The organism is uncultured Brachyspira sp., from assembly GCF_944390845.1.
In the GTDB taxonomy this organism is placed as follows: domain Bacteria; phylum Spirochaetota; class Brachyspiria; order Brachyspirales; family Brachyspiraceae; genus Brachyspira; species Brachyspira pulli.
On the sequence record NZ_CALXRM010000021.1, the window covers coordinates 24,049 to 49,564 of the forward strand.

Below are 25,516 nucleotides of genomic sequence, written 5' to 3' on the forward strand. Positions count from 1 at the left end.
ATTTATGATAGAATCTATACAAAGAATACATGCTAGAATAGGAGAGATTCAGGATACTTTTAATAAATTAGGTTTTTCTCCTGTTAATACTCCGCTTCCTACAAAACCTTTTGCTGAACATTTAAATGAAGCTATGTCTAGTATTGATAATAGTACTAAAGAAAATAAAGTAAATGAACTTGGTTTAGATGGTTCTATAATCAATGAAAGTAATAAAAAATTAGATAATGGCAAAGTAATTAGCGGGGATACTTCTTCAGATGCTTTCAAAGGAAAAATATCTTTTGGAGTTTATGATGACAGTACAAATCATTTTGCTAAAGCTATTAATGCTTATAAAAAAGCTTCAGCAAGTAATTTCCCTACTAAGTATGATGATATAATTAAAGAAGCAGCTGAAAAATATTCTTTACCAGAAAATTTGATTAAGGCTGTTATAAAACAAGAATCAAACTATGTACCTACTGCAGTTAGTCATAAAGGTGCTATTGGTTTGATGCAGATAATGCCTAAAACAGGAGAGGGTTTAGGTATTACAGATAAAGAAATGCTTAAAGATCCATATACTAATATTATGGCTGGAAGCAAATATTTATCACAGATGTTAAACAGATATGATGGAAGACTTGATTTATCTTTATCAGCTTATAATGCAGGACCTAATTTGGTAGATAAATTACAGAGAATTCCAAATATTGAAGAGACAAAAAATTATGTTAAAAATATTATAGGATATATAAAGTAAAGTTAACATAATAAATTATATGTTGTTTGCTTGACTTTTTTATTCTGTAATTTTATAATATTTTGAAAAATTGCCCACTTAGCTCAGCAGGTAGAGCATCACCATGGTAAGGTGAGGGTCATCGGTTCAATCCCGATAGTGGGCTTTTCTTCATTATTATAAACCAAAAAATATCACACACTATAAAGAGGATTTATGAGAATAAAACTTCTAGCGATTATAGTATTATTTTTAATGACTATGTCGCTTTCATACACTTTCGATAAAACTCCATATTATGTAAACACAGAAACTTATGATTCTTATAGAGAATTATTAAGAGGGGTGCATTATTATAATCAAGAACGTTATGATGCTGCAATAGCTAGTTTTAGAAACTCTCTTAATACAAATCCTACTGATAAGTTTATAAGATATTGGTATAGTAAGTCTTTATATAAAGCAGGATATATGTCTTTAGCTGTTAATGAATGGCTTAACATTGCTAGAATGGGTTATGAAGATCCTATTATTGTTTCTAAAATCAATAAATATGATTCTGCTAATGCTGTAGAAGAAAAGAAAGATGTTTTCAGTAATTTTATTTATTTGAAAGCTTTTTCTACTAATGCTAATTTCTTAAAAAATATTAATCAGCCTATACAAGTAAAAGTAATGAGTGACGGTACTTTATATGTATTGGATTATAGTGATTCATCTTTAAAGAGATTTGATATTAACGGCAATATGTTAAGCAAAATATCTCATGGTAAAAGACTAGAAATTGATCATACAAGTTGGTGGAAAAAAGTATTACAATTTGTAGCTAAAGTTTATCCTTATGAAAAATTAGAAAATCCTAGAGGATTTACTATAGATAATAATGGTAATATATATATAGCAAATACTAAAAAAGATAAGATATTCAAATATAATGCTAATGGAAATTATATTACTAATATAGGTGTATCAGGTGTTGGTGATGGTCAATTATTGGGACCTTCTTCAGTATTTGTTGATAATGACGGAAATTTGTATGTATCAGATACTGGAAACAATAGAGTAGTTGTATTTGATGTTGATGGAAATTTCTTATATAATTTTGGAAGACTTGGAGAGAATGAAGGAGAATTCTTTTCTCCTGCTGGCATAGTTGTTAATAGTGATTATGTGTATATTGCTGATATGGGCAACAAAAGAATACAGCAATTTGATCTTAATGGTAATTATATAAGAACTATTAAACATGAATTATTCAATGAGCCTAGAGGTTTATCATTTGCTAATGACGGCAACATTTATGTGGCTGATGGAAATAAAGTTTTCTATTATGATATAAATGCGGATACTTTTACTGTATTCAATAATTCTGAAAGATATACAGCAACTCCTACTTCAGTTGCTGAGGGACCTAATGGTTCTATATATCTTACTGATTTTATGTCTGGAAGAATTGATGTTTATACAAGAAAAGAAGAATATTATGCTAACTTAGATGTATTTGTAGACAGACAATATTTGAATAAATTCCCTGTTGTTGTAGCATCTGTTACAGTTAGGGACAGAGCAGCAAATCCTGTAGTTGGGCTTACAGCTGATAACTTCTTTGTGAAAGAAAATTCTGCTGTTGATCATAAAGTTGGTTTTTATGATGCTCCAGAATTACATGAGTATAGATTTGTATATTTAATAGAAGATAGTGCCTCTGTTAAACCTTATGAAAATAGAATTAAAGAAGAAATTAGTAATTTCACTATGAGTTTAACAAATAATGATGAAGTTTTAGTTATACATTATAATGATCAAGTTTATAAGGCTGATAATTATGATGCTAGAAATTTGAGAATACTTGAAAATGCTAATAACTTCCATTTTACAGGCGGAATATCTGCTTTAGATGATGCTTATTATGAGGCTATAAGGCTTGCAGGAAATAGCTTTAAGAAAACTGCTATTATACACTTTACTGTAAGCAATCCTGATGATAGAGTATTTGATATGATGAATTTTAGTGATCTTTCAAGTTTTGCTAAGAATAATGCGGTTTCTATAAACCATGTTTATATAGGACCAGATAAATCTAATTATTTCTTAGATTTAATGACAAAGAATACTTATGGATATACTATCAATGCTGATTTATCTATAAATTATTCTCAGGAGCTACAGAGAATTAAAGATATTAATTTTGGAAGATATTTTATATATTATAATAGTTTCAAAAATCTTTCCCAGTCTGGACAATTCAGAGCTTTGAATGTTAGGGTTCAGTATAGAGATATGTATGGTGAAGAAGAAGTGGGATATGTGATACCATAATAAAAGTTTATAATAAAAAGAGGCTTTTCATAGTTTTATGAGAAGCCTTTTTTATATATAAAAAAGCTTCCTTATTAATTTAAGAAAGCCTTTTATTATTTTTTATTAATTAAATATTATCTTCTTTTTTTTGATTTTTTTCTTTCTTTTCTATCTCTTTTGTCCCTTCTGTCTTTTGAATTTCTTTTTTTATCTTTGCTTGATTTACTTGATTTATGAGATTTTCTTGAATATATTTCTTTTTTGTTTTTCTTTTTCTTCAAAAAATCTCTGCTGTCTATTATATCTCTGTCATCGAAACTATTATCAAATTCGCTTGCTGGTATGAAGTCAATGAACAATTCTTTTACATCAACTTTATAAACTACTATTCTTATTCTGTCGCCTAATGTGTACCATTTAGCATCTTCTTCGCTGTAGGCTGCCTGTTCATGTTCATCATATCTGTAATGTGATTTTAAAGTAGCATATCTTATTAAGCCCTCGATTCCTCTGTCTTCTATTTCAACGAATATTCCGAAATTGGTAACGCCGCTTACTATTCCGTTATATTCATTTCCAACCTTGTCTTTCATAAATCTTGCAGCTTTTACTTTATCTAAACTTCTCTCGCATTCAACTGCTATTCTTTCAGTCTTTGAACACCATTGAGCTGAATTTGTATAAAACTGCTGCATAGTAGGTTTTAAATTATTTACTCCTTCTAATGCCTGCTTTAAAAGTCTATGAGTTAGTAAGTCTGTATATCTTCTTATAGGCGAAGTAAAATGAGTATAATATTCAAAACCTAATCCAAAGTGACCTATATTATTAACATCGTATATAGCCTGCTTCATAGAACGTAAGAGTAGGGTAAGAAGTAATTTTTCGTCCGGCTTTCCCATTATAGATTCTATAAATGAATGGAAATCCAAATTACCGTCTGCATCTCTTGTAATTCTGTAGCCTCTGTTAAATGCTATTCTTGTGAATGTGTCTAGTTTTTCCTGATCCGGTGTATCATGTACTCTGTAAATAGCACCTTTTATTTTCTTTAATTTTTTTGCTACTTCACAGTTGGCAATAAGCATTAATTCTTCTATGATTTTATGAGTTTCTTTTCTTTCACCGATGAAAAAGTCTTTAGGATTTCCGCCTTTATCCAATATTATTTGAGTTTCATTAAGATCGAATTCTATACTTCCATTATCTATTCTTTTTTGAAGTAGTATTCTTTTTACGTCATCAGCATTTTTTAGTAATTCTACAAGCCAATCTTCATCTTGTTCTATACCGTCCAAAACATCTTGAGCATAATCATAGGTTAATCTTCTGCTTGATTTTATAACGCTTTTATGAAAAGTACTTTCTTTTACATTTCCTTTATTGTCTATTGTTACGAATACTGTCATTGTGAATCTGCTTACGCCTTCATTCAAAGAACATATTCCATTTGAAAGCTCATGCGGAAACATAGGATAAACCGTGTCTATTAAATAAACGCTGTTTCCTCTTTTTCTTGCCTCTCTGTCTAAAGCACTTCCCATAACTACAAAATGACTAACATCAGCAATATGAATACCTAATTTATAACCGTCATTTAATTTTTCTATACTTATAGCATCGTCAAAATCTTTTGAATCGGCTCCATCTATTGTTACAGTTCTTATATCTCTTAAATCTATTCTGTCAAATTCTAATTCTACATTTTCCATGCTGTCTGGCAATAGTTTAGCTTCTTCCAAGCATTTTTTTGGAAATTCAGTCGGCACATTATATGCTTTTGCTATTATCTCAGCATCTTTCTTTGCATTATTAACATCTATTTTTATTTCTGGTTTTGGTATGCTTGTTTTTTTTCCAGATCTTTCATCTTTTTTGCTTTTGCTTGTTTTTCTATTTTTTATTATATCTTTTTCTTTTTCATTTATTCTTTTTAATTCTCTTTCTAAATAAATTTTTCCCTCATTGGTAAGTTTTAAAGTATTAGACTTCCTCATTACAAGTCCCATTGATATGGACTTTTGAAGCATTTTATCAAAACGTAATTTATCTTTTTTTTCTTTTATATGCTCGCTTTTATAAGATGAAATATCTAATTCTTTTTGTTTATTAATTCTTTTTAATAATTTTATTACTTTCATTGTTGTTTTATTTACCTATAATTAAATTAGATTGTATTCATATTTTTCATAAATATAATTATTTGACATTAATTTCATTATAGCAATATTATTTATAATGTCAAACGGTAATAATTTTTTACATATTTATGTTCTAATTGTTTTTTAAATATAGAAAGCGTTTATTTTTATACCCCCTCATAATCAAATATGAGGGGGGATACAGTTTAATTAAATGAAGGTTATAAAATATTCGTATCACCTAAGATACAAAAGTAATTGACAAGTATTAATTTTTGTGTTTCTTTATCATTTGTTAGTATATTCTAACATATTTCTGTTTTATGTCAATACTAATAAGCGTAATTTTATTTATTTTTTCTTTCAATCCATTCATTTTTTGTAGTATTTGAATTAGTCATTAATTTTTTTAACTCATCTCTGTTTTTATTATCCAATGCCTTTTTAAAATCTTCCAAACAATTTATATATTTTTGAAGCGTATCAGATAAATATTCACTATTATACAAAAATAACTCACTCCACATATTGGCATCTATTGTTCCGACTCTTGTATGATCTCCCAAACTATTTCCTTCATAACCTAATGAAGCTAGAAAATGGTCATGATTAACAATGCCGCATGCTATTATATGCATAAGCTGACTTGTAAAGGCTATCATTTCATCATGTTTTTCTGGTGTTGAAATTATTACTTTTAAACAGCCTAAATCTTTTGAAAGTTTTTTTATAATGTTAATATCATCTTCATTTGCATTTTCATTATTTACTATTATGGCATTTGAATTTTTGAAAAGAGTTTCTGAAGAATTGCAGTATCCTCCTTTTTCTTTTCCAGCCATAGTATGAAGTCCGACATATTTTTTATCTTTTGTGTTATTAAAAATATCAGTTTTTACTCCGCAGAAGTCTGAGAGTATTTTATTATTATCAATTAAGTGTTTATATTTATTTATGATATCTATCGCTATAGAAGGCAATGTGCATAACATAATAATGTCAGACCATTTTATACATTCTTCTATACTATCATAATTACAATAACCTTTTTCAATATATCCGTCTTTTACAGCAGATTCTATATTTTCTTTATTTGTATCTATAGCGTATATATTATAATTTTGATTACTAGCTTTTAATGCTTTAATTAAAGAACCGCCCATCAAGCCCATTCCAATAACTGTTATATTTGGCATAATATTTCCTTATAATATAATTATTTTATGATTGCTTATATTTTTATTATTTGTTTTCTATATCATTTAATATTTCTAATACTTTATTTTTATCTTTTATAATGAAACTGTTTCCCTTATTGCTTAATTCGATAGGTACATCTTTTTTTATGATATAATTTATAAAACGGCTTGGTTTTTTGAATTTAGTGTGTTTTACTGCACTTGAACCGCTGTTTATTGAAAATCTTTTATTTATTTCATTCATAACATTAGCTAAAGATATATTAATGTTTTCTTCGCAATTAGCAATTATTTCATTGAATGCATATATAAAATTATTTTCACTAATTTCGCAGTTATGTAAGTTTAAAATATTAGACATTACATCTTTAAAAATATTCATATCATTAATATAAAAATCATCACCGTCTGTTTTTGTTTCTATTCCATTATTATTTAGATATTTAAGAACATTCTTTATTTTTTTGAATTGAGTTTGTTCTATAGCACTTTTTCCTTTTTCAAGATTGAAGTCTTCATTTATTTTATTACAAATATCAGAGATGGATATTCTTATATTTTTTGTTGTTTCATCATTGTTGTAAATTTCTATTATTCTATTATAGAATAAAGTTAAGAAATCATTTTTATCGATTGTGATTTCTTTTTTTATTTCTTTCTCTTGTTTATCATTTTTATCAGAAACTTTATAATCTTCAATTTTAAATATATGACTGCATGAATTTTTAAATATATCTCTTGCAGAATTCTCAGATATTGTAACTATTGAAACTAAAGCCCCAAATCTTGTTAATCTATCCATAATAACAGTATAATCAACATCTCTAGTTACAAATACTGCTATATCAATTTTTTTATCTATAACAAAATCTTCAAATGCATCTATTGAAGATATCATATCTGCCATATTTTTTGCTTTATTAACTGGAACAGAATAAACAATATCTATATGCAAATCTCTTAAACTTTTAGCATATTTTTTTATTGACTTTGCATCACCGTAAGATTTTTTTATAGAATAGAAAACTTCTTTATCTTTAAAATTGTTTTTATAATATAATAGTATATTATTGAGCATTGATTCAAAATTAACGTCATAAGTTAAATGACATATATTTTCTAAATCTATGTATATACCTATCTTTTTCATAAATACCATCTCTTATAATTTATTTATGATTTATTGTATAAAGAAATTAATAAAAATACAATACTATTTAAGGTAATTTATATATTTTAAAATATGTAAATTTTAAGATAATTCATGTATTACAGCTTCTTTATAATTTTTCATTATATCTCTTATGAATGTATCTTTTGTAAATATTACTATAGGTATATTGTATTTATTTGAATATTCTTTTATAAATGATAATGCTTCTTTGGTTCTATTATTATCAAAAGTTATGAATGGGTCATCTAATAATATAAGTCTTCCTTGTTCATGTATTTTTGTAATCATAGAAAGACGCATAGCTATATAAACTGCATCCTTTGTAGCTGAAGAAAGTAATTCTACATTTCTGCTTTCATTTTGTTTATCTTTAACCATAATTTTAGATTTATCAAAACCAGACATTGTAATTCCATTATCAGATAAACTTTTTCCTGTTATATGATTATATAAAACTTTAGCTTCATTTGAAAGTGAATTGAATATATCATCATTCTTTTTATTTATTTGAAGCAGCATATCCTCCAACATTTCTAAAGCTTTTTTCTTTTTATTCATATTTTTTATTTCTTCATTATTTTCTGCATATTCACTTTCAAGATTTATTATATTATTATGTACATTGTCTGCACTGTTTAGTTCGCCTTGAATATATGAAGCATTAGACATTACTTTATTCATATTTTCTTTTAAAGCATTTATTTCTTTTTCTAAATCTTTTAATTTATTTTCTATTGCTTTCATTTCCATTTCATTAAAACCTTCAGGATTAACTCCTTTTTCATCTAATTCTCTTAATATTCTATTACAATTAGCTTCAAGTGTTTTTATATCTTTAAGTCCGAATTTTTTTGCTTCTGTCATAAGTTTGGCAAATAATTCTTCTGTATTTTTATAAACATTATCAAAATTAGTTTTTATCTCATAATAATTTTCTTTGCTTTTTACATTAAGTTTATTTAATAAATCATTAAAGTCTTTATTGTATTTTTCTAAATTTATTAAAGCTTCTTGTAATTGTTTTTTATAATTTTCTAATTCTTTATCATCTTTTTTAGAAAGTATCAATTCTATTTTTGCCAATTCTTTTGTTAATATATCTTTAAGTGCAGAAAGTTCTAAATTATTTGCATTTATATCGAGTTCAGGTAGGGTATCTAGTATATCATTTATAAACTTATCATTTTTGCCTTCTTTTATTAAAAGGAATGGTATTGAAGGAAGTATTATTAAAAACCAATAAGGATTTTTAAAATATAAACTGAGTAATGAAGATATTAAAATTACAGCTGATAAGAAAACTATTTTTGGTATTTTATTTGTTTTTTCTCTAAGAACATCTATCTTTTTTATTGCTTTATCTATTCTTATCATTATGCTTTCATAATCAATTTTATTTTTTTCTTCTACTGCTTTTTGTAAAGGTTCTATTTTTCCTTTTAAATTATATATTTCTTTTTCACATTCATTTATTTTTTCACTTATATTGTTTATTATTTTTGAATGATCTTTTTGTAAGTATATATTATCATTTATGAATTTATCTTTTTTGTTGAAGTCATTTATCATAGTTATAATATTTAATATGACATTCTTTTCTTTTGATTTATTTTTTTCTTCTCTTACAGCATTTAATTTATTATATTCATTGATTTTTTCTTTTATAATATTATCACTTTCTTTTAAGAGTTCATTTAAATCTTTTAATTTATCTTTTTTATCTATTTCAGTATTAACTTTATTATATAAATTATCTAATTCTTCTTTTATTTCTTCGTTTCTGTATTTAAAATTTTTTAATTGAGCTGGTATAGCATTTTGAGATTTTCCGGAATGTTCGGCTTTTACTTCTGATATTATTTTTCCAACATCTATATCAGAAGCAAATAATTTTTTCTTTATTTCGCTTTCCCAATCTTTTGAATCTTTTTTACTGTCGGACATTTCAAATATAATTTCGCTTTGTCTTATAGAATATAAATTATTATAGGATTGAGGATGCATCTTTTTTGAAGGTTCTATTTCAGGAATAATATTAATATCTATATCATCGCCGTATCTTGATTTTATTTGTTTTGCAAATGTGGAAGTTCTTTTATTTTCTGAAAACAATAACATTAAGGAGTCAAATATAGTAGTTTTACCGGATTCATTTTCTCCGTAGAATAAAGTGAGTTTATCAGATATATCAAAAGATTTATTTTTAAATTTTCCAAATTTGTTTAGATTCAAAACCATTTTTATTTCCTGTTTTTATGCTTATGGCATTTTATCATTTTTAATACAAATTTCAAATTTTATAATTTTGTAATATTTGTATAAAATAAAGAATTGACATTATATTATTTTTTTATATTATAATAATAAACAGTTAATTTAAGTGAGAATAATATGAAAAAGTTAATATCATCATTGTTTTTTGTAATGGTTTTTAGTTCTGCTTTACTAGCACAGCATGGGGGTGGTGTTGCTTTATTTGTTCCGTTAACAGGCAGTTTTGCCTTTTCTGATGTTAGAGGATTGGACGGAAGTAAATTAAATATATTAAAAAACGGAAATTCCTTTGACTTTGGGGTTTTAGTTCAGCCTGGATATTTCTATGATTTCGGCGGATTATTAGGTTTTGATGCTTTGGCTGATATTGGATATTATAGAAGTTCTTACAGATATATAGATTCTGCTGAAGGAAAAGTTGTTTCATATTCATTTGACAGCTTAAATGCGGGTGCTATGTTCAGAGTTACTTTTTTAGTATTAGCTTTTGGTATAGGAGCCGGAGCAAAAATACCGTTAGCAGCTAATATTAGAGATGGTAATTATACTGCTAAATTAAATAGTGATGATATAAAAAAGTCATTTGATAATGCTGTAATACCATATTTAAAGTTTACATTAGATTTTAAATATAATTTAAGCAGTTTTGCAGCCATTGCCGCAGGTCTTTATTTTAATTATGATTTTGCTATGAATTATAAAAATCCTAATTATTCAAAATATAATATACATTCATTTGATTTTGGGGTTCAAATAGGTACTTATTTGGTTGGTACTAGATATTAATACATTATTTTTTTTCATCTGGAGCGGAATATGCTTAAAGAACTTTTACAGCCAGAAATTGAGGATTTGATAGAGGAAAAGGAATGGGAAGCATTAAGAGATATACTTCCATTATGGCAAGAGGTAGAAACAGCAAATTTAATAACTTCATTAAAAAATGAAGATAAATATAAAGTATTTAGTGTACTTCCTAAAGATTATTATTTAGGTGTTTTTCCTGAATTAGTTCCTATAGATCAGCAAAGAATAATAGAAAATATGCCTGAAGCTGATGTTAAAGAGCTTTTAGAAAATATGAATCCTGATGATAGAACATATTTTTTAGAATCAATTCCTGAAGAAATGTCAGAAAGTATATTAAAGCTATTAGGAAATGAAGAACGTGAGATAGCTTCTTGGCTTTTAGCTTATCCAGAAGGCAGTATAGGACGTTTGATGACTCCGGAATATATTAGTATTAAACCGGATTGGACTGTTGGAGAGGCTTTTGAATATGTAAGAAGCAATATAGCAGAATCAGAGACTTATACAACTATATATGTTATAGATTCAAGAAGAACATTGATTGGCTCTATAGCTTTAAGGAAATTGTTTTTTACAAATAAGGATACTCTTATATCAGAAATAGCAAATAATTGCCCATGTATATTGGTATATGAAGAACAAGAAAATGCTATTGAAATTATAAAAAAATATAATTTGCATTCCCTTGCTGTTGTTGATGACAGACATTCAATGCTTGGAATTGTAACAGTAGATGATATACTTGATATTGCTGAAGAAGAATACACAGATGATTTTCATAAAATGGCAGGTATTACATCAAGTGAAGATCAATTCGATGATAATTTAAAGATTACACCCATATTAACATTGTATAAACAGAGAATATTATGGCTTTTGGTATTGGTATTTATTAATATATTTTCTGGAGGTGTTATAGGTATATTTCAAAATACACTGCAAAAACATATAGTATTAGTAGTGTTTTTACCATTACTTATAGGAAGCGGAGGAAATGCTGGCAGTCAGTCGGCAACTTTAGTTATACGTTCGCTTGCTATTGGTGATGTTGTGTTAAAAGACTGGTTTTATATGCTTACAAAAGAAATTATAGTAGCTTCGATATTGGGGTTAAGTATGGCTGTTGGTGCTTATGTTTTAGGCATAATAAGAGGCGGATTTGAAATAGCTGCTATTGTAGGCATATCTATGTTCAGTATAGTTTTTATTGGAAGTGTTATAGGGCTTTGTTTGCCTTTTATATTGACAAAATTAAATATAGACCCAGCTATAAGCGGGGCTCCTATGCTTACATCAATATGTGATATAATAGGTACAGCAATATATTGTTCTATAGCAACTTTGGCATTTATAATATTTAAATAATGTTATAAAAATAATATTTTTTTTATTATTTTTAAATTTTTTTTAAAATATTGTTAAATTATAGTTATAATTTATAATACATTAAGTGTAAGAAAAAATGTATTTGACTATTTACTCTTTTATATTAAATTTATAGTAAACGAGGTTTGTTACTTTATGAGAGAAATTGAAATAGAATTACATGAAGCTTCGGCAAAAAATAATATATTAGCTGTAGAAATTCTTTTACAAAATAAAGATATAGATGTAAATTTAAGCAATATATTAGGTTTGACACCTTTGACTCATGCATGCAGAGCAGGATATAAAGAAATAGTTGAATTATTATTAAAAGCTGGTGCTGATCCAAATAAAGCTGATCAATTGTATATAACTCCATTAATGAATGCTTGTGCTAATGGTCATACGGATATAGTTAATATTTTATTAAAAAATGGTGCCATTGTAAATTTATCTAATTGTAATAATGAAACTCCTTTACATTATGCTTGTTCAGAGAATCATTTTGACATTATTAAGATACTTGTAGAAAATGGTGCTGATGTTAATGCTAAAACAGACACTAATGTTACTCCATTAATGTATGCTTGTCAGAAATCTAATTTTGAGGCAGTAAAATTTTTAATTGATAATAATGCCAATATAGATGATGTTGATATATACGAAGAAACTGTATTATCTTATGCCATATCAAGCGGAAATATTGATATAGTTGAGTATATGCTTAATACAGGAAATATAGAAATTCCTAAATATTCTTTGACAATAGCAGCTATAAGCGGAAATCTATCATTGGTACATTATATACATTCTAAATTATCAGGAAATAAAAATAATGTATTTTCAAGTGCATTTATATCTGCAGCCTATAATGGACATTTAGATGTAGTCAGATACTTTTTTGATAATTCTAAGAAAAAAGCTCCTAAAGCTTTAGCTATTGCTGCTTCTGCGGGTCATAAAGATATAGTAAATTATTTCCTTATGAATAAAATACCGCCTGATGGTGTTACTGATAATGGAAAATCTGCTTTAATTTCAGCTATAGAAATAGAAAATAAAGAGATTATAGATTTACTTATAAAATATAATGTAGATGTTAATAAAGCTGATGATGATGATGTAACTCCTTTAATGTATGCATGCTATATAGGAAATATCGATGTAGTAAAAACTTTACTTGACAATCATGCTGATACATCTGCAATAGACGGTATTGAGAGAAATGCTATTGTACATGCTGTTATAGCTGGAAATATAGATATAGTTGAACTTCTTCTTATGTACGGAATGACATTAAAATCGCCAGAAGATACTATTACACCTTTAATGTGGGCTGTTATATATGATAATTTAAAATCTGTTAAGTATTTGATAGAAAAAGGTGCTGATATAGAAGAAAGCGATATTAATGGCTGGAATTCTTTTATGTTTGCTTGTGCTAAAGGATATATTGATATAGTTAAATATATTTTAGAACTATATCCTGATATCATTAATAGAAAAAGTAAATCTAATGAAACACCTTTAATAATAGCAGCTGATAATGGTAGGGTAGATGTTGTTGATTATTTATTGAAAAATAATGCTTCTATTAAAGATCAAAATTCTAATGGAGATACTGCATTATATATAGCTTCTTCAAACGGCTATTTTGAAATATGTGAAAAATTAGTTAAATATTACGAGATAAACGATACTACTAAAAATGAATTTGAAAAAGAATGCGTAATTGCCAAAGAAAAAGGATATAATAGTATTGTTAATCTATTTGAAAATAAATTAAAATCATAAAAATACTTTAATATTTAATTCTATTTTTGACATTTTACTGTAAATATTATATTATCTATAGTAGTAATCTTAAATAATTAGGTTTGTATATGCATAATAAAGAAAGACTTGGTACTATAGGTGTATTTTTAACTGCATTAATTTGGGGATATAGTTTTGTTGCAGTTAAAGTTGTAGTTCAGGAAATAGAGCCGTTTTATCTTGTAGGATTCAGAAATTTAGCTGGCGGTATTTTTCTATCAATAATATTTTTTAAGAAACTTATAAAAACAACAAAAAGAGATATATTATTATCTATACCAGTTGGAACAGCATTATTTTTAGGATTTTTCCTTCAAACTATGAGTTCCAAATTTATAACTGCTTCAAAGGTGGCATTTTTCACAGGGTCTTATGTAATATTTATACCATTTTTTAGCTGGATAGTGTATAAAAAAAGACCTCATATTGCCGCATTTATAGCAGCTATAATTACTATTATAGGTTTATATCTATTAACATCTTTTGACGGATTTGGAAGCATTAAGGCAGGGGATTCATTTGCTTTGCTTTGTGCTATAGTATTTGCTATCCATTTGATGCTTATAGATAAAATGCTTGAATATGTAGATGGTATAAGAATGGCAGCTTTACAGCTTATAATAGCCGGCGCAATATCTTTTGCTGTTGGTATAATAACTTCTACGCCTTTTAATATTAATGCTGTATCTTCTGAAAGTATATATTCGCTTCTTTATTTAACTATAGGGGCAACAGGAATAGCTTATTTACTTCAAACAGTATCTCAAAAATACGTTAATCCTAGTAAAGCAGGCATTATTTTAAGTTTAGAATCGTTTTTAGGTGCTTTGGCAGGTATTATATTTATGAAAGACCCTCTCACGATTAATTTTATTATAGGCGGAATATGTATGGTAGCGGCTATATTTATATGTGAGATAGGAAGTAATATAAAAAAATCAGATTCTTAATATTTTGTATCATTAGTTGAAGTTTTTTTATAATTTATTAATTTTTATTATGAAATTAATACGTATATATGGTATATGTTTGCAAAATTGTGATTTATATATTAAAATATATGGGTAGTAATTTTATTTAAAAGAGGTTTTTTATTATGGCTTCATTTATGGATAATTTAAGAGAAAAAGTAAAATCTAATCCTAAAACTATAGTATTAGCTGAAGGATATGATGAAAGACATGTTAAAGCTGCAGTTATTCTTAAAAAAGAACAATTAGTAAAAGGTGTTGTATTAGTAGGAGATACTGCTAAAATAGAAGTTTTGGCAAAAGAAAATGCATTAGAATTGGACGGTAATTTTGCTAAAATTTTTGACCCTAATAAAGATGCTAAAACAGAAGGTTATATAGAAATGCTTTTCAAAGCTAGAGAAAAGAAAGGTATGACTAAAGACCAAGCTAAAGAATTAATAGTTAATAATTCTGTTTATACTGGAGCAGCAATACTTGCTTCTAATGAGGCAGATGGTATGGTTGGCGGTGCTGTTTATGCTACAGGTGAGATGTTAAGAGCAGCATTATTCTTAATCGGACTTAAAAAAGGTATTAAAACATTATCCTCTACATTCTTTGTAGAAAGTCCTGATAAATCTTTATTTACTAATGGTATAGCTTGTTTTGCTGACTGTGCTGTTATTCCAGATCCTACTGCTGAACAGCTTGCTGATATTGCAGAATCTACTGCAGAATCTTACAAAATTATGACAGGATTAGAACCTAAAGTAGCATTGCTTTCTTTCTCTACTAAAGGTTCAGCTAAACATGATAGCGTTGATAAAGTGATAGAAGCTAAAAAAATATTAGATTCTCGTAATGTAAGCTTTGTTTATGATGGTGAAATGCAGTTTGATGCTGCTATAGTTGAAAAAGTTGGTGCTCAAAAAGCTCCTAATTCACCTATTAAAGGTAATGCTAATGTACTAATTTTCCCAGAATTAAATGCTGGTAATATTGGCTACAAAATAGCTCAAAGAGTTGGTAAATGTACTGCTATAGGTCCTATGCTTCAAGGTATAGCAAAACCTGCTAATGACCTTTCAAGAGGATGTTCTGCTCAAGATATAGCTGATTTAGCAGTTTTAACTTCTTTACAAGCTCTATAAAGAAAAAACAAAAGGCCTTAATATTATCAATAATATTGAGGCTTTTTTATTTGATAGTAAGTAGTAAGTATTGATATTTAGAATTAATGTAGTATAACTTTATTTCTTCCAAGATGTTTAGCTTCATACATTGCAGAGTCAGCGTTTTTGATTGTGTCAGCTATTGGTTTTTTTGAAGTTCCTTTATGTTCTGCTATTCCAACACTGACGGTGACATTGATTATGGTTGATTCATAAGTAAATCTTTTCTTTTCCACTGTTTTTCTAATTCTTTCAGCTACTATATATGCCTGTTCTTTTTTAGTATTTGGACATATAACTATAAATTCCTCTCCGCCGTAACGTATAGCAATATCGCATTTTCTAAGCATGTGTATATTATCTGAAGCATTGCTTAATAATTTACCTATTCCATGAAGTACAACGTTTCCGCAATCATGACCGTAAATATCGTTTATATCTTTAAAATGGTCAAGATCCATGAATATTATTGAAATACTGTATTTATATCTTTTAGCTCTTTCAACTTCTTCTTCTATGATTTTATTGAAGTATCTAACATTGAATAATCCAGTTAAAGGGTCTATTGTAGATTGAGCATGTAAAGTGTCAATTTCTTTCATTAATTTTTTTATGACTTTATCTTTTTCCATAGAAGATTTTTTTTCTATTTCATTTATGTTTAAAGTCATATTACGCATTTTTATTTTTACTACAGTTTCAAATAGGTCATATATATTGATTACACCGATAGGATAGTTATCATTATTTATAATAACAAGATAATCCATTTTGTTTTCTTTCATTATTTCAAAGGTCATTAGAATATCATCTTCTGGGTGTGCTATTACTAGATTTTTATTCATAAATGCGGATATTTCTTTTGTTATAAAGTTTTTAGAACTTTTTTTTGATACGTCTTTTAATAAATTGATCAGAACATCATTGAAATTTATTATACCTACTATTTTATCAGAATCATTTACAACAGCAAGCACTTTATTGGAAGATTTAGATGCAAGTGATACTAACTCTAATAAATTAGAGTCTTTTTTTACTACACCTATGCAATTTTCCATAATCGATTTTACAATGCTTCTATACATTAGAAATACCCTAAATAAGATATAACCTTTCTACAATATTAACATATATACAGTTTTTTTCAATATATTTTTTTAATATGTTCATTTACTAGAAAATGTCTATTTTATCTTGATTTTTTTGCTTTATAAAGTATCATAGTAGCAAACTTGTATATTGGATATCGTAGATTTGTATGAAAAAAATTAATATTTTTATAGTATTGTTTTGTTTATATCCAACAATTATTTTTGCTGATATAAATACACTTTTTAATATGGATATATATGAAAGAAAGCTATCAGTAAATACTAATACAGGAATCTATAAAAATGAACTTTTTATAGAGCAAACTGCTTTAGGAGGATTTAATTTTATAAAATTTAATTTAGAGACTAGATTGTATTATAGATTATACATGTATAAAAATGCAACGAATTATTTATTTAAAGATACTAAAGTAGATTTTGGAATAGAAAATAATTTTTCTTTATCATCAGATATGATAGGGGCCTTTATAGATATAAAACCGCTATCTTTTTTAGGAGTTAGAATAAGCGGTTATGCAGATTTTATGTTTAATGCAATGAATTTTGGTTATGCTGGTTTTGATAATAATGATGTTAGTTATTCATTTGATGAACTGTATGCAATGGAGAAAGGAAATGCTTTCGGGTATATAATAAATATTTCTCCTTACTTTATATTTAAATTTAAAAATTTTGCTTTAATAAATAATCTAAATATGTCTTATGTTAATGTGGGTAAAAAGGCTTACTACTATGATCCTAGAACTTCAATATTGCATAAAAAAAGTGAGTTTGAATTGATTAATGATTTTTATCTTTTAGGTAAAATAAGTTTGTTTTATGTGGGCGGTTATTATGGTCTAACATATTTAATTAATTCAAAGCATTTGTCTCATAAATTAGGAATAGCAGGACTTATTAATTTTAAATTTTTAAAAGAAAGTTTACTTCTTAATATTGGAGCATCAGCTGGTTTGCATGTTGGGCTTCCGCATTATAATAATAGTACTTTTATAGAGCTTAAAGTTTCATTAGCTTATAAAATAATTTAGAAATATTTGAAAGAGAGTTTATGGTAAAAAGAAGGTTAATTCCAGATATATATTTATTAACTATATATATAGCTTTGCTTATAGCAGGATTGGTAGCTATATATGGTGCTCAGACAGTACATGAACCTAATGGCGGGTATTTTATTAACCATTTAAGATTATTATCAGTTATGTTATTAGCAACTATTGTTGTTTTGATAGTACCAGATTTTTTTGATATTTTAGACAAAATGGTTCCATTTCTTTTACTTTTTACTTTGATTCTACTTGCATGGGTATATTTTTTTGGTATAACTGTTGCTGGAAGCTATGCTAAAAGATGGCTTCTTATTCCCGGAGGTATTACTATACAGCCTTCTGAAATAGCGAAAGTAACATGCAGTATATATTTTGCAAGTGTGCTAAGTAAAAAAGGTGAAAAATTATTTGATATGAAAAAAGGTTTGTTTCCGCCTTTAGTGATTTTATGTTTGGTTTCAGGACTTATACTTATAGAACCGGATTCAGGAACTGCACTTTTATTTGCTATGGTTGGTTTTTCTGTGTTTTTCTATGGCGGAATACCTTTTAAATCTTTGCTTTTATCAGCATTGCTTTTGGCATTTTTATTTTCTTTATTTATATTCAATGTTCCATATATGAGAAGCAGAGTAAATTCGTATCTTGATCCGCAGGCACAGTCTGAAGAAGATATTTATCAAATTAGAAGGGCTAAATTAGCATTTAACTATGGCGGTGTCACTGGAATACCAGATGAAGAAATAAGAGATGTAAGCACTCATTTGCCGGCAGCATTAACAGATTTTATATATGCTTCAGTATCCCAAAGATATGGTTTAATAGGAAATTTAATAATATTACTTCTTTTTCTATCTTTCACTATTAGAGGTTTTATTATATCGTCACGGACAAATGATTTATTTTTGAAGAATCTTTCATTTGCCATAACTATGTTTATTAGTGTACAGGCTTATTTAAATATTATGGTGGCAACACTTATGATACCAACAACAGGAATGCCGCTTCCTATAATAAGTTATGGAAGAAATGCATTGGTTATCAATATGATAATGGTTGCTATACTATTAAAAATAACTCAAAGGAGTGAAAAATGAATATAATTTTATGCGGCGGCGGTACAGCTGGTCATATAACACCTGCTATTTCAATATATGATTATGTTAAGAATTTAGGACATAAACCTAGACTTGTTGTTGCTCAAAAAGATTATCATCTTATACCAAGCAATTATGATTTTAATACTATTAATATAAATCCTCCTGGTAATTTTTGGAAGAAAATATTATTTATGTTGAGATTTATACCAGCTTTAATGAAGTCTTCACGTATAATTGATAGACATAAGCCTGATTGTATAATAGGAATGGGCGGATTTGTATCTCTTCCTATGCTTTATGTTGCTAAGTGGAGAAATATACCTATTTTCTTATGCGAGCAAAATTCTATACCTGGAAAGGTTAATAGGATATTTTATAAAAATGCTAAACAAGTATATTTAACTTTTTCAAAAACATTAGAGTTTATGCCTAATGGAAAAGTTTTTGGAAACCCTGTTAGAAATGATTTCTTTGTAGTAAATAGAGAAGGAGCCAGAGCCGTTTTAAAATTATCAGATAAAGATAAATTATTGGTAGTTATGGGAGGTTCTCAAGGGGCTTTGAAATTAAATGAATTATTCTTTGAATGTATAAAAGATATAAAGAGTAAAGTTAATAATTTACGTATAGTGTGGCTTGCTGGTCCTAAATGGGCTAATGATATAATTAATAGAGTCAATGAAGCTAAATTTGATAATGTTTTTGTACATAGTTATTACAGAGATATGGCTAATTTACTTCATGCTGCTGATTTTGTTATATCAAGAGCCGGAAGCAGTTCTATAAGTGAAATATTAGCAGTTAATGTACCTTCTTTATTAGTTCCTTTTCCTTATGCTACTGATAATCATCAATATTTTAATGCTTTAGATTTGCTTAATAAGGATATGGCTTACTTGATAGAAGAATCAGATTTGAATAAAGAAAAATTAGAGAATGTTATTGTAAATAATTTGAATAATGATGAAAGATTAAAAACTATTAGAGAAAATATCAGAAATAATTGGAGTTCAAGAGCGGTGTCTTCAATAGTTGATGATATAATGAGCGTTTTGGAGAAATAAATTAAATATTATTTTGGTAGTTTGTATATTTTATATTAAATAAAAATTGGGGATTATATGTTTACAAAGAGAAAAGAAAAAATACATTTTATAGGAATTGGCGGAATAGGAATGAGTGCTATAGCTAGTGTTTTGAATGCTATAGGTTTTACTATAACAGGAAGTGATTTGGCTAAAACTGCAAAGACTGAATCATTAGAGAAATCAGGAATAAAAGTATATTATGGTCATAAAGCAGAAAATATAGAAGATGATATTACAGCAGTTGTAACTTCTTCAGCTATAAGCCCTACCAATGAAGAAATAATTACTGCTAAATCTAAAAAGATAACTGTTATATCAAGAGGTGAAATGCTTGCTGAGCTTATGCGTTTAAGATATGGCATAGCTATATCAGGTTCTCATGGAAAAACTACTACAACATCTCTTATAAGTCAGATAATGATGTGTGCAAAACTTAATCCGGTTTGTATAATAGGAGGAAATCATTTTAATTTGAAAAGCAATGCAGCTTGCAATGATTTAAGCAGTGAATATATGGTATGTGAGGCAGATGAGAGTGACGGAAGTTTTTTAAGACTTTCTCCAGTTATAAATGTTGTTACCAATATAGATAATGACCATTTAGATTATTATGGTAATGTTGAAGCTTTAAGAGTTGCTTTTTTAGAGTTTATAAATAAGGTTCCTTTCTATGGCTGTTCATTTTTATGTTTTGAAAATGATGTTGTGAAAGATTTATCTAAAAGTGCAAATAAAAAATATTACTCTTACGGTTTTTCAAGTGATTATGATTTTTATGTTGATAAGGATTCTATAAGAGTTGAAGCACCTATAACTTATTTTAAAGCATATCATAATGGAGAATTGTTAGGAGAATTTAATGTTCCATTGATAGGAATTCATAATGTTCTAAATTCATTAGCTTCAATTGCAGTAGCTTTTCATTTAGGCATAGATGTTGAGACGATAAGAGAAGGATTAAGAACTTTTGAAGGTGTTGGAAGAAGATTAAATAAACTTTATGATAAGGAGATAACATTATTTGATGATTATGCACATCACCCAACAGAAATAAAAGCTACTCTTTCATCAGTAAAGAATGCTTATCCTAATAGGCGTGTAATAGCAGTATTTCAGCCGCATAGATACAGCAGGACTGAATTACTTTTAAATGATTTTGAGTATGCATTTAATGATGCAGATGAGGTTATAATTACCGATATTTATGCTGCAGGAGAGGCTCCTATTCCTGGCGTAAGCGGTGAAATTATATGCGATATAGTAAGAAAACAAAATAATAGTGTAAGATATATACAAAATATAGAAAATGTATTACCAGTATTGGAAGATATAAAAAAAGATGGGGACATAATATTAACTTTGGGAGCTGGTAATATAGTGAGGGTTAGTAATGACTATGCAAGACAATTACAAAATAGCTGAGAATTTTCTCAAAGAAAAAAATATAGAATATTATAGAAATCACCCGTTTAGAGAATTTAGCAGTTTTTATATTGGCGGAAATATTGATTTATATATTGTTGTTAAAAAGATACAAGAATTTTTAGATATAGCTAATTTTTTACATACTCATACAATAGATTATTTTGTTATGGGAGATACAAGTAAAGTTATTGTTTCTGATAATGGTTATAATGGGATTATAGTATCATTAGAGGGAGAGTTTGAATATTTTGAGTTTTTAGATGACGATGTTTTAGTTGCTAATAGTTCTTCTATTTTGGAAAGACTTTCTCATGAGGCTAGAATAAGAAATCTAAGCGGATTAGAATTTGTGGCATTAGTTAATACTAGACTTGGTGTTGCAGTTTATGATAAATTGGAATCTTTTGGTACTTCAATTTTGAATTTTGTTGTTTCTGTAAAATTTTTTGATAAGAAAAATTGTAATGTTGTAGAATTAAATAAAGATGAGTATTTAGCTTTAACTGATAAAGAAAAAGAATTTATTATTATATTATCGGTTGTATTTAAATTAGAAAAAGATACACCGGAACGTATAGATAATAGAATAGACTGGTTTAGATATATAAGAGGTTCTGTGTCTCCTATGGAATCATATATAGGTCCGGTATTTGAAGATTGTCATGAAATTAAGGCTTATGAAATGGTTGAAAGGGTAGGCGGGCTTGCTATGAAATTGGGACATATGAGATGGCATAAGAGATTTCCTAATTATATAGTTAATGAATGTTTATATGATAACAATAATGAATTGTTTAAAGCTCAAGATGTTATTAATTTGATAGAAGATACTAGGAAAAAGATTGAACAGCATTATGCCTTTAATCCAAAAATTAATGTTGTTTTACTAAGCTGATAATTATTAAAATTGTATAATAAAAGCGGAATCTATTTTATCTTTAAAAAGTTATTATAGTTTCCGCTTTATTTTTATATAATAATTTAGTTAAAATTATTGTTCATTTAATACGTTATTGTTCATAAATCTAATTTGAACGTATTTATTAATATCTATATTAGTTGAAAGAACTTTTGTGAATATAAATATATTTTGCTGTGATTCATACCATTTATTAACTTCACCGCCAATATATGCATTTCTTACATCTTCTCCTGAGAACCATATACCAGTTTCTTTTTCTAAAGCTACATCTTCTATTGATTTTTTATTAAAATTAGCAACCATTTCAATAGCTTCCTCTAAATTGGCAGCTCTGTAATCCATAGCTTTAAGTATGGCTTTTGAGAATTTCTCAACTATATCTGGATTTTTTCTTTGATAATCAGGTGTTACTATCCAACTGCTTGGGAATGAACCTACATTATAAAAATTTGTTATAGTAGTGATTACTTTTACATCATTACTAAGTTTTTGCATTATTTCAAAAGTATATGGAGCCTGTATAGATACAGCATCAATGGTTTTATCAAATATAGAAAGTACCATTCTCTGACCGTCCATATCAAGAACTTTTACATTTTTTCTTTGTACTCCTGATGTTTGCAGTGCTAAATCCAATAAAATTTCTGATGAAGTTCCAATTTGTGTTCCGATTGTTTTTCCGTCTAAATCAGCAACAGAATTTATTTTAGCATCTTTTCTTGCTATTATTTGTTCTGATTTACTTAATCCATTTGGGAATAATACATTAACTTTTCCTTGTATAGCTAATGAATGTGCACCATGTCCTATATAAGCAAATTGTATATCATCGGCCAACATAGCATCTACTTCAGAAGGACCATTTAAGAATTTTACTAATTCAACGTCTAAATGTTCGTTTATAAAATAACCTTTTTCTTGTGCTATGATGGCTGTTGATGTTCCAGAGAAGTCTGCCATATATCCAACTTTTATTTTTGTCATATTTGTTTCTAAATTTTCATTTGCATTTTCTACTTTATCAATATTTGTAAAGCCTTCTAAATTATCATTTTTCTTACAAGATATTATCAGTATAATAAATAAAATTAACAGTATAATTTTTGATGTTTTCATGTGTCCTTCCTTCCATTTGATAATATTAATTATTTAATAATAGTTATATTCTTTTTAATTAAAAAAAATAGCAATATGAAAATATGAAGAAAAATGATATATATAGTTTTTTATAGTAAATATTTTGTATAATGATAAAATTGTATCATTTGTATTTTTATATATACTATAATTTCTAAATATATTGACCAAATTAATAGAAAATAATATTGTAGAAATGTGCTAGTAATAGCCTGTAATATAAAGTATGTTACAGGCTATTACTAATGATATAAACTTTTTCTACATAAAAATTAAGTATGCTAAACTTTAGTTATATTTCAATTTATAATTTTTTATTGTCTATTTATTAAGTGTTATATATGTATTATAATAAATTAAGTAATAAAAATCAAATTATATTATTAAATTTCGTAATATAAATATATATTTTTGATAATGAATTTATTTGAATAAAATTAAAAAAAATCATATCAAGTTAACATACTTCATAAATTTATGATTTAAACTTTCGATAATAAAACAACAATATGTCAAACAGATATACTTTTATTATGGGGTTTTATTATGAATATGCATAGTGATTATGTTTTTAATGAAAATAAAATGTATATTTTACTAGAGGAATTTAGTGATTATTTGCAGACATTAAATTATGCTGCTCACACAATAAATAGTTACAGTAAAGATTTAAGAGAATACTTTGGATTTTTAGAAAGTAAAAATATTTCATTAAATGATGCAGATCATTATACAGTGAGAGATTATTTAACTTTTTTAAAAGGAAAATCTTTAACTAATTCTACTATGTCAAGGCATCTTTCTTCTATTAAAAAATTTTATAAATATTTAATAAGAAATGGATATTCTGATAAAACAAGAATAGTAGATATGAAAAGTCCTAAGAGAGAAGAACATATAGCTAAATTTTTATCAATAGGTGATATAGATAGCATATTGGCTATAGATGATGAAGGAGATTTTACTTTATTAAGAGATAAAATGATGGCTCTTTTTATGTATGCTATAGGATTGAGGGTTTCTGAATTGGCTTCACTAAGATTGAGTATGATAAAAAAAGGAAGCGAAACTTTAAGAATATGCGGAAAAGGTTCTAAAGTTAGAGATATTCCAGTTTTACCTATAGTATATGAGAATTGGGATATATATATGGAAAAGAGAAGAATTATTCAAAAAGAATATTCTGTGAATAATGATTATCTTTTTATAAATAGATTTGGAAAACCTATAAGTGACAGAAGTATAAGAACTTCTATGAAACGTTTAATAAGAAATGCAAATATATCTGTTGATTTTTCGCCTCACACATTAAGACATACTTTTGCTACTCATTTACTTAATAATGATGCTGAAATTAGAGGTGTTCAGGAGTTATTAGGTCATGAAACTATAGCAACAACACAAAGATATACTCATGTAACAAATTCAAGATTATTTGAAGTGTATAATAAATTTCATCCTCATTCTAGTAATCAATAATTTGCTGATTATTAATTTTTATATTTCTTATGTGTAAATATATTGCAATATATTTTTATTAAAAAGATTTTAAATAATATTATTACATAAAGATATATTTATATATACCTAAACAACTATACTTTGTCAAAAGTAAAGTTATATTTTTGTTTTTATATCTGGGGCTTTGCCCCATACCCCACTTCTTTTGCGACCGTAGGGAGTGCCTGTGGTATTGCCACAAAGAAGCTATATCCTCGACAGGCTCGGATACGCTTCGCGAAAGGCTACATTTGG

At 27.0% G+C, this 25,516-nt stretch carries 19 protein-coding genes and 1 tRNA gene; 14 read left to right on the forward strand and 6 right to left on the reverse strand.

The features are described 5' to 3' along the window. Nucleotides 1-4: 4 nt before the first annotated feature. The 3 genes from Q0K52_RS06085 (at nt 5) to Q0K52_RS06095 (ending at nt 3,043) form a co-directional block, all read left to right on the forward strand. Nucleotides 5-745 (forward strand): lytic transglycosylase domain-containing protein, encoded by a 741-nt coding sequence (locus tag Q0K52_RS06085; protein WP_297297531.1) that lies wholly within the window; start codon nt 5-7, stop codon nt 743-745. Between the two features lie 72 nt (nt 746-817). Beyond that, nucleotides 818-890 (forward strand) — tRNA-Thr (locus Q0K52_RS06090). A 50-nt stretch (nt 891-940) separates the two neighbouring features. After that, a complete protein-coding gene (locus Q0K52_RS06095) occupies nt 941-3,043 on the forward strand; it encodes a 6-bladed beta-propeller (protein ID WP_297297533.1) in 2,103 nt (700 codons plus the stop codon). Between the two features lie 116 nt (nt 3,044-3,159). Here the strand turns inward: Q0K52_RS06095 and Q0K52_RS06100 are convergent, their stop codons facing one another. The 4 genes from Q0K52_RS06100 to Q0K52_RS06115 all read right to left on the reverse strand — a co-directional run bounded on the left by Q0K52_RS06100 (nt 3,160) and on the right by Q0K52_RS06115 (nt 9,777). After that, a complete protein-coding gene (locus tag Q0K52_RS06100; protein WP_297297535.1) occupies nt 3,160-5,166 on the reverse strand; it encodes a ribonuclease R family protein in 2,007 nt (668 codons plus the stop codon). 347 nt (nt 5,167-5,513) lie between these two features. After that, the gene (locus Q0K52_RS06105) at nt 5,514-6,362 is read right to left on the reverse strand and encodes a prephenate dehydrogenase (RefSeq protein WP_297297537.1); all 849 of its coding nucleotides are present in this window, start codon (nt 6,360-6,362) and stop codon (nt 5,514-5,516) included. 46 nt (nt 6,363-6,408) lie between these two features. Continuing rightward, nucleotides 6,409-7,515: an NYN domain-containing protein gene (locus Q0K52_RS06110; RefSeq protein ID WP_297297539.1), complete on the reverse strand. Its 1,107-nt coding sequence runs from the start codon at nt 7,513-7,515 to the stop codon at nt 6,409-6,411. A gap of 102 nt (nt 7,516-7,617) precedes the next feature. Further along, complete coding sequence (locus Q0K52_RS06115; protein WP_297297541.1) at nt 7,618-9,777, reverse strand: AAA family ATPase; 2,160 nt, start codon at nt 9,775-9,777, stop codon at nt 7,618-7,620. Between the two features lie 153 nt (nt 9,778-9,930). On the opposite strand from Q0K52_RS06115, the gene Q0K52_RS06120 reads away from it, so the two are divergent. The 5 genes from Q0K52_RS06120 (at nt 9,931) to pta (ending at nt 15,907) form a co-directional block, all read left to right on the forward strand. Next, nucleotides 9,931-10,599 (forward strand): hypothetical protein, encoded by a 669-nt coding sequence (locus Q0K52_RS06120; protein WP_297297543.1) that lies wholly within the window; start codon nt 9,931-9,933, stop codon nt 10,597-10,599. 30 nt (nt 10,600-10,629) lie between these two features. After that, on the forward strand, nt 10,630-11,988 hold the full coding sequence (mgtE, locus tag Q0K52_RS06125; RefSeq protein WP_297297545.1) for a magnesium transporter: 1,359 nt from the start codon (nt 10,630-10,632) through the stop codon (nt 11,986-11,988). A gap of 156 nt (nt 11,989-12,144) precedes the next feature. Continuing rightward, nucleotides 12,145-13,782, forward strand: coding sequence for an ankyrin repeat domain-containing protein (locus tag Q0K52_RS06130; RefSeq protein ID WP_297297547.1), 1,638 nt, complete (start codon nt 12,145-12,147; stop codon nt 13,780-13,782). A gap of 89 nt (nt 13,783-13,871) precedes the next feature. Beyond that, the gene (locus Q0K52_RS06135) at nt 13,872-14,753 is read left to right on the forward strand and encodes a DMT family transporter (RefSeq protein WP_297297549.1); all 882 of its coding nucleotides are present in this window, start codon (nt 13,872-13,874) and stop codon (nt 14,751-14,753) included. A gap of 146 nt (nt 14,754-14,899) precedes the next feature. Further along, the gene (pta, locus tag Q0K52_RS06140) at nt 14,900-15,907 is read left to right on the forward strand and encodes a phosphate acetyltransferase (protein ID WP_297297551.1); all 1,008 of its coding nucleotides are present in this window, start codon (nt 14,900-14,902) and stop codon (nt 15,905-15,907) included. 83 nt (nt 15,908-15,990) lie between these two features. Here pta and Q0K52_RS06145 read toward each other — a convergent pair whose 3' ends face one another. After that, nucleotides 15,991-17,013: a diguanylate cyclase gene (locus Q0K52_RS06145; protein ID WP_297297553.1), complete on the reverse strand. Its 1,023-nt coding sequence runs from the start codon at nt 17,011-17,013 to the stop codon at nt 15,991-15,993. 173 nt (nt 17,014-17,186) lie between these two features. On the opposite strand from Q0K52_RS06145, the gene Q0K52_RS06150 reads away from it, so the two are divergent. The 5 genes from Q0K52_RS06150 to Q0K52_RS06170 are packed head-to-tail and all read left to right on the forward strand — an operon-like array spanning nt 17,187 to nt 22,597. Next, on the forward strand, nt 17,187-18,071 hold the full coding sequence (locus tag Q0K52_RS06150) for a toxin A (protein ID WP_297297555.1): 885 nt from the start codon (nt 17,187-17,189) through the stop codon (nt 18,069-18,071). Nucleotides 18,072-18,091: 20 nt separating this feature from the next. Further along, nucleotides 18,092-19,186: an FtsW/RodA/SpoVE family cell cycle protein gene (locus Q0K52_RS06155; RefSeq protein WP_297297557.1), complete on the forward strand. Its 1,095-nt coding sequence runs from the start codon at nt 18,092-18,094 to the stop codon at nt 19,184-19,186. Further along, on the forward strand, nt 19,183-20,253 hold the full coding sequence (locus tag Q0K52_RS06160; protein WP_297297559.1) for a glycosyltransferase: 1,071 nt from the start codon (nt 19,183-19,185) through the stop codon (nt 20,251-20,253). Before Q0K52_RS06155 ends, Q0K52_RS06160 begins: the two co-directional genes overlap by 4 nt. A 57-nt stretch (nt 20,254-20,310) precedes the next feature. Further along, nucleotides 20,311-21,699, forward strand: coding sequence for a UDP-N-acetylmuramate--L-alanine ligase (murC, locus tag Q0K52_RS06165; protein ID WP_297297561.1), 1,389 nt, complete (start codon nt 20,311-20,313; stop codon nt 21,697-21,699). After that, on the forward strand, nt 21,668-22,597 hold the full coding sequence (locus tag Q0K52_RS06170; protein ID WP_367270977.1) for a UDP-N-acetylmuramate dehydrogenase: 930 nt from the start codon (nt 21,668-21,670) through the stop codon (nt 22,595-22,597). The genes murC and Q0K52_RS06170 overlap by 32 nt, the downstream gene beginning before the upstream one ends. Nucleotides 22,598-22,693: 96 nt before the next feature. On the opposite strand, the gene Q0K52_RS06175 is transcribed toward Q0K52_RS06170, so the two are convergent. Further along, the gene (locus tag Q0K52_RS06175) at nt 22,694-23,740 is read right to left on the reverse strand and encodes an ABC transporter substrate-binding protein (RefSeq protein WP_297297565.1); all 1,047 of its coding nucleotides are present in this window, start codon (nt 23,738-23,740) and stop codon (nt 22,694-22,696) included. A 567-nt stretch (nt 23,741-24,307) separates the two neighbouring features. On the opposite strand from Q0K52_RS06175, the gene Q0K52_RS06180 reads away from it, so the two are divergent. Next, nucleotides 24,308-25,240 (forward strand): tyrosine-type recombinase/integrase, encoded by a 933-nt coding sequence (locus tag Q0K52_RS06180; protein WP_297297567.1) that lies wholly within the window; start codon nt 24,308-24,310, stop codon nt 25,238-25,240. The last annotated feature ends 276 nt before the right edge of the window (nt 25,241-25,516 follow it).